This window comes from Bacillus sp. AFS017336 (genome assembly GCF_002555445.1).
In the GTDB taxonomy this organism is placed as follows: domain Bacteria; phylum Bacillota; class Bacilli; order Bacillales; family Bacillaceae_G; genus Gottfriedia.
In genome coordinates this window covers 125,139-133,985 of the sequence record NZ_NUCO01000008.1, presented here as the reverse complement: position 1 = coordinate 133,985, position 8,847 = coordinate 125,139, and the positions used below count along the sequence as shown (strand labels likewise).

The 8,847-nt window shown below is 30.8% G+C and carries 6 protein-coding genes; 1 reads left to right on the top strand and 5 read right to left on the bottom strand.

What is annotated here, in order from left to right:
• Positions 1 to 373: 373 nt before the first annotated feature.
• The 5 genes from CN601_RS03610 to CN601_RS27400 all read right to left on the bottom strand — a co-directional run bounded on the left by CN601_RS03610 (position 374) and on the right by CN601_RS27400 (position 8,443).
• Positions 374 to 2,263, bottom strand: a complete 1,890-nt coding sequence (locus CN601_RS03610; protein WP_098119735.1) for a S53 family peptidase — start codon at positions 2,261 to 2,263, stop codon at positions 374 to 376.
• A 634-nt stretch (positions 2,264 to 2,897) separates the two neighbouring features.
• A complete protein-coding gene (locus CN601_RS03605) occupies positions 2,898 to 4,682 on the bottom strand; it encodes an ABC transporter ATP-binding protein (RefSeq protein WP_098119734.1) in 1,785 nt (594 codons plus the stop codon).
• Positions 4,679 to 6,433: an ABC transporter transmembrane domain-containing protein gene (locus tag CN601_RS03600; protein WP_098170093.1), complete on the bottom strand. Its 1,755-nt coding sequence runs from the start codon at positions 6,431 to 6,433 to the stop codon at positions 4,679 to 4,681. The genes CN601_RS03605 and CN601_RS03600 overlap by 4 nt, the downstream gene beginning before the upstream one ends.
• Before the next feature lie 1,480 nt (positions 6,434 to 7,913).
• Complete coding sequence (locus CN601_RS03595) at positions 7,914 to 8,192, bottom strand: hypothetical protein (protein ID WP_098170092.1); 279 nt, start codon at positions 8,190 to 8,192, stop codon at positions 7,914 to 7,916.
• A 119-nt stretch (positions 8,193 to 8,311) separates the two neighbouring features.
• A complete protein-coding gene (locus CN601_RS27400) occupies positions 8,312 to 8,443 on the bottom strand; it encodes a hypothetical protein (protein WP_257131598.1) in 132 nt (43 codons plus the stop codon).
• 152 nt (positions 8,444 to 8,595) lie between these two features.
• Here CN601_RS27400 and CN601_RS03590 point away from each other — a divergent pair, with 152 nt between their 5' ends.
• The gene (locus CN601_RS03590) at positions 8,596 to 8,829 is read left to right on the top strand and encodes a helix-turn-helix domain-containing protein (RefSeq protein ID WP_098170091.1); all 234 of its coding nucleotides are present in this window, start codon (positions 8,596 to 8,598) and stop codon (positions 8,827 to 8,829) included.
• The last annotated feature ends 18 nt before the right edge of the window (positions 8,830 to 8,847 follow it).

Genomic DNA, 8,847 nt, shown 5'->3' with positions numbered 1-8,847 from the left:
CTCTTTTTTTAACTCATGAACCCTTTATGAGTTAAGAATCCTCCTATTCACTCTCTTTTTTTAACTCATGGAGCCCTTATGAGTTAAGAATTCTCCTATTCACTCTCTTTTTTTAACTCATAAACACCTTATGAGTTAAGAATCCACTTTTTCACTCTCTTTTTTAACTCATGAACACCTTATGAGTTAAGAATACTTCTATCCCTTCTCTCATATTAACTCATAAACCTCATGAGAATGTATTTATCGACTTCATGCTTTTTAATTACTCATATTCTTTCTTGATTATGTATTTTTTTAAATTCGCGGTGTTTCGAACACAAAATTAAAAAACAAAAAAAGTCGCTAAAAATGCGACTTTTTAAGTAAATGCTTATTTGTTTGGTGATCCAAATTTATCAGCTAATTTTGCAGCGTCTGGAATTCCAAGACCAGTAGCTTGGTTATAAAGCGTACCTGGTGTTCCAGAGTAAAATAAATTATCGTTTTTATCGCCTGCTTTATTTAACGGTGTGAAAGGTGAAGAATTTTCTTGTGCGAAACGATAAATTTGTGGATTCCAGAAACCTACTTGTGTATGCTCTGCACTATTTATTAACGCCGTTAAACCGTTTAATTGTGGTGATACGAGACTAGTTCCTCCATAAACAGCATAACCTGAATTTGTTCCCGGTTGGCCTGGATCACTTAAATATACATAATAACCAGTGTATGGGTCAGCAGCCATCGATACATCCGGAATGTTACGGCCCGAATCTTTGCCTGTAATAATAGTTGGGTTTTTATAAGTAACACTTGATAAATCAGATGAAATTTTAAACTCATCTACTGCAGTATATTTGTTAACTCCACTAACTCCTTTTTGATAATCAGGGGTATCAAAATACGTACTAAAGCCTCCCCCGCCACCATTAACTAAATTGACATCGTCAATATTTCTTGCTTTGAAATAGTCATGTAAATAGTCCCATCCCCAAGCACGTTCTTCGTTTACTTTCACATCAAGTCCAGTAGAAGTAGAATGGAATTGGAAAGGTAATGTCGTACCACCCGCTGCAGTAATATATGGGCTTGCAGCTGGGAAATCGGCTGTTAATTTAAATACTTTATTATCCCCTCTAGTTTCATCATAAGCACCTGCATCACCTGCTGAGGCAAACATTGAAATACCTTGTGCTGCAGCTTGCATAAATAATTGATTAAATGTTTCTTCATACTCTGGTGCTTCCATTTGTTGTTGTACGTATGAATCAATACTTAATTCACTTGATCCCCAGCTTACTGAAATTTGTTTAGCTACATTATCATTAATTGCATTAGAGAATGCATCTACAAATCCAGTATCAGAGTTTGGTCCTACATACACATTAATATTTGCTTGTGGTGCAATTGCACCAGATTGTTGTACATCTAATGTAGTTTCTTCATAACCATCCCAACCAGAACCACCATCTACATCGGTTACTTTAATACGATTTGGCTTAGTTTGAATGCCCATATTATCCCAGAATTTATAAGCATCATCAGTATTAAATTCAGCTAATGTAACAATACCGAGTGTTTGTCCTGCTCCAGTAGCGCCTTTTTTATAAAGTGGGTCCACATTGTAATGATTTTGTAAATCTTGTGGTGTTAAACTAAGCGGGCCAGCTGGTACATCTTTCTTATCAATTACTGTTGGTTGTTTAACAGCTCTTGATTCTAAATTTGAATAATTATTTAAACCTAAAACACATAAAATGTTATCTGAAATTACTTTTGGTAAAGTTGGATTCTTTTTAGTAGCATGAATTCTCTTTCCTTTAAAACTAGCATATTTTAATTCTACATTTAATGCTTTGTTTAATTGAGCTACTGTTCCAGTTGCTGTAATCGTTAAATTATTTGCATGAACATCTGTTTTTAAACCAAATCCCTGCAGATAAGATGTAACAGAATGGATATAAGCTGGATTCGGTGCATATTTGGCTTTGAATTCATTCACATTTAAATAATTTCGGTAATGAGGAGAATATGGTGTAGTCGTTTCCTTAATAAATTTTTCTAATTCAGCTTTGTTTTGAAGTTTCATAACAAAATCAATCGATAAAGTAGTGTTAGGATCCATGTCGCCAAAATAATTAGTTCCGTCAAGTACAGCAGCCCCAGTACCTTGTGCAACTTCCTGATTTACCGCTGCTGCTACCTTAGAAGTTGGTGTGTTAATAAATAATAAAGAACTCGCCGCTGCTACAGACATCAATGGTATTTTCCAGTTTTTCAATGTAATTTCCTCCTTTTAAATATGTATAATTTCTATCTCAAAATACTGATATATCAGAATAATAAATTTAATATCTATTTATTTTTATTAATAAATTGCAAAATACTAAATTCATTCTCTGTAACCGATTATAATTCTCAAAATAGTCTAACAAAAGAAATATTATTCGATAAAAAGTTTTGAAATCCATCAATATCCGAACTATTTCAACATTTTATGTAATTATATTAGTAATATTTTCCTTTTTGAAACCTCTATCAATCGAATCGAATTAAAATAAATTAACTAATATTTCACTAATTTTTATGTAATTTAACCTAAAATTAATTATAATAAAATACTAATAACAGGAAATATTAAGTATATTTTAGTAAATTTAAACTTTAACACTAAAAAGATCCTCCCACTTATAGACTAAATCTATGATGAATTAAATTAATCTTAATAAGAGCACTTTAAAAACTTAAATCTACTACTTCTTACTAGAATAATTTTACGTATAAAAACTATTTCTAAATGTTCTGGTTTCAAATGAGCACTTTATGAATCTATTAATAATGAATTAATTTTTACTAATATCCTCAAAAAACTTATTTCAAATTAAAAAGTAGCTAGAAAAATCTAGCTACTTTTTTTATTCAGCCAACAAAAGTGACCCTTTATTTTGTAATAAATACATATTATAGTACAATCCTTGTTTTGCAAGAAGCTGCTGATGGTTGCCTTCTTCGACGATTTTTCCTTTATGCAATACATAAATGCAATCAACGTCTTGAATAGTTGATAATCGATGTGCGATTATAACAGTAGTTCTTCCTTTTCTCATTTCGGTTAAGGCATCTTGAATTGCTTCTTCTGTTTCACTATCAATATTCGCCGTTGCTTCATCCAAAATTAGAATTGTAGGTTTTGCAGCAATCGTCCTTGCAAACGTAATTAATTGACGCTGACCACTTGATAATGTAGAACCTCTCTCCACTACTGGTTCATTATATCCATTAGGCAGTTTTTCAATAAACTCATTCGCTCTTACTAACTCAGACGCTTCTTTAATTTCTTTTTCTGTAATTTTATCGTTATACATTGAGATATTACCTTTTATATCTCCTACGAATAAATAAGGGTCTTGTAAAACTAATCCGATGTTAGTTCGTAATTCACTTTCTTCAAAGGTTGATAGATTTTGTTCATCGATCCGAATTTCTCCGTCTTTCACATCGTAAAAGCGTAATAATAAATTCATAATTGTTGACTTACCACTACCTGTATGACCGACAAATGCTACTGATTGGCCCGGTTTAACTGAAAATGATATATCATGGATTACATTGTGAACTCCGTCATATGCGAATGAAACATTTTTAAAATCAATACTTCCTACACTTACTTTCGGTAATTCGGTACCTTCTTTTGTAGGTGCCTTTTGTTCTTCATCCATTAAATCAAAAACCCTTGATGATGATACTACAGCTTGTTGTAGTAAAGATAATTTCATCATCATTTGAGTTATTGGTTCAAAGAATCTTTCTAAATAACTAACGAACGCATATACAGTACCAATTTCAACTGGATTACTAAATGATGTAACTCCAAAGAAGCTTAGTACAAACATAATACCAATTGTATAAATTAAATCTGTAGCAGGTCTTAAAAACAATGAATCTAGTCGTATTGTTTTTACTCCAGCATTATAGTGAGACTTATTTACACCTTCGAATTCATTTTGTAATCTCTTTTGTTGATTAAATGCTTGAATGATCGACATTCCTTGTAAGTGCTCATTTAATTTAGCATTTAGATTACTTAACTGTCCTCGAGTTTCCATGAAAAATGGGAAACTCTTTTTTCGATAAGTAAGGATAATAAAATAAACAACTACAACTAATCCAACACAAATCGTTGCTAATTTAACATCTAATGAGTACATTGCAATAATGATCCCAACTAAGAAGACAATTTGCTGGATAAAGGTTGCTAAAACACTAACATAGAAGTCTTTGATTGCTTCTGTGTCATTCGTAATTCTTGAAACAATACTTCCGATTGGCGTTTTATCAAAAAATGAAAAAGCTAATGAGTGTACATGCTCATAAACTTTCATTCTTATATCTTGAACAACTTTAAAAGCGATTTGTTGAAACATTAATAACTGTAAATAAGATAAAATGATTTTACCAACCGTTATGACAACATATAGCGTAAACAACTTGACGATTATATCTTTAGGAAAATACCTTTTCATTAAATGATCATCTAGGAATCTTTTAACTAAAATTGGACCATACATTTCACATGCTGTTGCAAGGAATAAGAAAATAAATGCAAAAGTAAGTAAAACTTTATATTTTTTTAGAAATGAAAGAAGGCGAATTAAATCTTTTTTCTGCCTTTTAGCGTCGATTTCGATTTCCGGATTCATTTTCTCCCTCCTTGCTCTACTAGTTCTTCTAGTTGTTGTCTTTCGAACATTTCTTTGTACCAGCCATCTATTTGAACTAATTCTTCATGCATTCCTCGTTGAATAATTCTACCTTCATCTATTACGATAATTAAATCACTGTGCATAACAGCACTCATACGATGCGAAGTAATAAATGTTGTTTTTCCACTTCTTTCGTCCTTTAATGAGCGTAATATTTTTTCTTCCGTCTTTGCATCCACGGCCGATAAACAATCATCTAATATTAAAATATTAGGATTTTTAATTAATGATCTTGCGATTGAAATTCTTTGCTTTTGACCACCTGATAAAGATACTCCTCTTTCTCCAACGATCGTGTCATACCCTAATGGGAATTCCAAAATATCGGCATGTATATTAGCTATTTCAGCAGCTTTATAAACTGTTTCAATTGAGGAATCAATTTGACTAAACGCAATATTTTCTTTTATCGATGTTGAAAATAAGAAATGCTCTTGAGGTACATAACCAATATGTGATCTAAGAGATAATAAAGTTGTATCTTTTATATCTATGTCACCTACAGAGATCCCCCCATTAGCAACTTCATATTCTCTCAATAGTAGTTTTAATAGAGTTGTTTTACCTTGACCAGTTTTACCAACTATTCCGATTGTTTGACCTTCTTGAACATTAAAATAAATATCATTTAATTCAAAATTTGATTCATCATTAAACTTAAATGAATCAATTGAATAAGTAATCTCACCCATCGAAAGCTTTTCTAATGCTTTTTCTTTATTTTTAATTTCTGGTTCAACACTTAATAAAGAACGAATTCGGTCATATGAAGCGCGACCTCTTTCAACAATATTGAATAACCAGCCAATTGCTAGCATTGGCCAAATTAGTATTCCTAAATAAGTAACAAAAGTAATTAATTGCCCGACAGTTATCGTATCAGAAATAACTAATCTAGATCCATAAACAACTGCAATAATATAACAAATCGAAACGACCAACATGATTGTTGGATCAAATAGTGCATCAATACTAGCAACTCTCATATTATATTTCACGACTAAATCTGCTTGATTTTTAAAAGCACCTACATCTTCCTTCGTTTGTCCTAAGCTTCTTATAACTTTTAAACCGCTCATACTTTCTTGAACCTTATTATTTAATTCAGAAAATGACTCTTGGGCTAAATGAAAGCGTTGATGTAATAATTTACCATAATACTGCGTCAATATAGCCATAACTGGTAGTGGTAATAGACTAATAAGCGTTAATTTCCAGCTAATAGAAACCGCCATCATAATTAGTACTGAACCACCCAAAATAATGGAATCAACAAAAGTTAAGATACCTGCCCCCGCTGTCTCACGCACTGCTTGTACATCGTTCGTTGCATGAGCCATTAAATCTCCTATTCTATTTTTCTGATAAAAAGAAGGAGACATTTTAGTAAAATGATTATATAGATCATCTCTAAGTTGTCTAGCTAATTTTAAAGAAGAACCAAATATTAATCTTCTCCACCAATAACGAAATGCATATAGAAGTAACCCATTAATAAAAATTAAACTTACCCAAAATAGTAAGTTTTTACTATTAAGTGAGTTCTTAACCATTTCATCAATTACATAACCAATAACCTTCGGAGGTAGTAGCTCTAAAATTGCAACGACGACTAATAGTGAAATTCCCCATAAATAGCTTCTTTTTTCCTGCTTAAAAAACCATAACAAATCTTTAAAAACTGACATTCCTTCACCCCCGCAATGCTGATAAAATAATTTTAAAATATTTCGAAAACTCAAAACACAGTGTCCATTATAGCATAAAGTTTTAATATTTTTTAATAATTTGCTTAATTATTCTGGTTGTTAAATTCAGGCAACTTTAACTTTATTTTAATAACTATTATTAAGATTAAAAGTAGTATTTCTCATAAAATCTTATATAAAAACATCTTGTCAATTTATGATCAAATTTTTGTAAAGGAAGTATAACGAGGTTGATTTCCATTACAGGATGCTCGCTTTCCGAGGGGCGAGACCTGAGCCTCCTCGGCGCGCCTGCGGGGTCTCAGGCTTCCCGCATTTCCCACAGGAGTCGATCATCCTTCCATTCCAATCAACTTATTCTTCTAAAAAAAGCGTTAAATAAAAAACTATTTTAATATCCTTTACTTATAGTAATAATAACAAATTATTAACTAAGTTGAACGACAAAGTCGATAAACCATAACATGAGGAAAAGGAATTTCCCTATAAGTCCGATTAAACTATTTATATAATTCCAATGGAACAGTTGTTTATTAACAAAAACTTATCAAATATATGTTATTACTATCGAGTTTTCTATATTTCAGCATTCTGAAAAAACATTCGTTTTGGTTTTAGGAGATACATTAATGAGACATTATATTTGGACAAATAATAGAAATAATTACGCTTCATCCTTCTTATCTAAATAGAGTAAAATTTAGATAAGAAGTTGAAATTTTGAAGATTTTCAATAGAAGCTAAAAAATATTTACTTATATTCATGCAAAATATTTTTTAAACAACGCTCTGAAAAGGAGATGATAGAATGAGGGATAAAAAGTAAAAGAGCCCCTTTTTAACGAATAAGCCTTCTGGTACCTTACCAAAACGTTCTAAAGAGGATAATTTATTACTCAATTTAAATAAAAAAATAAAGGATAACATTGATAAACTTAAAACAAACAATTAGGATGGTATTGTTCGATATTAGAATACATTAACTCGTTGTTTGTAAGGCCTCCTGTAATTTTCGGAGTCTTTTATTTATTTTTTAAAATTTTCTACATAGTAAAAACCACTTTCAATTGGCAATAGTCCAATAGAAAGTGGTTTCATTTTTGTAGATTATTGTATGAAGTAAGTGATTTCACATTCTTTATGAATGATTCACATTTGAGTGATTTTCATATTGTGTCTTGCAATTATTTCTATACATTCAATAAATCTAAGAAAGATTTATTATTTTGTTTGGTTGTTCATAGCCTTCATCATTTGGTTAATTTTCTTTTGTGAAGGTTTGAGAAATAAATGTGCTAAAACGTTGATATATCAAGGGTTTCTCAACTAATTCGAAGCACTTATTCTATTAAGAAAAATATACCCTAGTTTACAATAAAAGTCTATTAAAATTTAAACTTTGATAAATATTGGTTTATTTTTTGTCGACGAGTACGCTTTTGTAATAGAAGAAACTGACTTACTCTTCGTTTTCTGTATCAATTTTATGTATTTCAATTTCAACATTTAATACATTTGGAGTTTGAATTATTCCCCTTTGTAAAAGAAATTCTTGAAACGCTTGTTGAAGCTCTACCTCATTCATTGTCAAACCACTTAGTTCCATTGCCTCTAATTCATTTGAAGCTCTCAAATCAGCTGCTAACTCCACTGTCATAGTTGCATCGATAAAAAATTTTTGTTGTTTCTCCTCAACTAAATTCCCCATATCGTTTAATTTCATTTGAACTTGTGTCATCCTAATCTCTCCCTTTGTATTTATTAGTTGTTAAATATTACAATTAAATCATCTTCTTTAATCATCATATCTTCATTGTAATATTTGTTATACATCTTTAATATTAGTATTTTTTTCCTTTACTTCCTAGCATAGAAATCTCTATATAACTTAGTTGCTGTTCTATGACGTTGATAATTAGAAATCCCATGTAGAAGCATTTGTTTTTGATCACTATTTAAAAGTAACCAATCGCCCACAAGGATTATCAATTTCCCACCTCCATTATATCCGTTCGTTACGTTTACCGTAACTCTTACACCCTTATATTAATTCCGTTTAGCGTAATAGTCAATACTAAAATTACATTTTGCGTAATATTTTTTTATATAGTATAATTTGAATAAGGATAGGAGGTAGCTAGATGGTAAAAGTAATGCAAATTAGATTAAAAGAAATACTAATAGAAAGAAACATAGATCAGAAACAATTGGCTGATATGACGGGATTAACTACAAGAACTATAAGTGAATTATGTACAAATAAAACTCAACGCTACCCCAAGATGGCTATAGGTAAAATTGCAGAAGCATTAGAAATAGAAGATTTAAATGATTTGTTCCAATTGGAAGAAGTTGTTAATAAGGCTTTAAAGTGACGAGATAATATTGGAAGA

What these genes read in the sequence shown, in the direction of transcription:
- CN601_RS03605 (WP_098119734.1), bottom strand. Translation starts at nt 4,682, where the DNA reads ATGAATCCGGAAATCGAAATCGACGCTAAAAGGCAGAAAAAAGATTTA.
- CN601_RS03600 (WP_098170093.1), bottom strand. Translation starts at nt 6,433, where the DNA reads ATGTCAGTTTTTAAAGATTTGTTATGGTTTTTTAAGCAGGAAAAAAGA.
- CN601_RS03590 (WP_098170091.1), top strand. Translation starts at nt 8,596, where the DNA reads ATGGTAAAAGTAATGCAAATTAGATTAAAAGAAATACTAATAGAAAGA.
- CN601_RS03595 (WP_098170092.1), bottom strand. Translation starts at nt 8,192, where the DNA reads ATGACACAAGTTCAAATGAAATTAAACGATATGGGGAATTTAGTTGAG.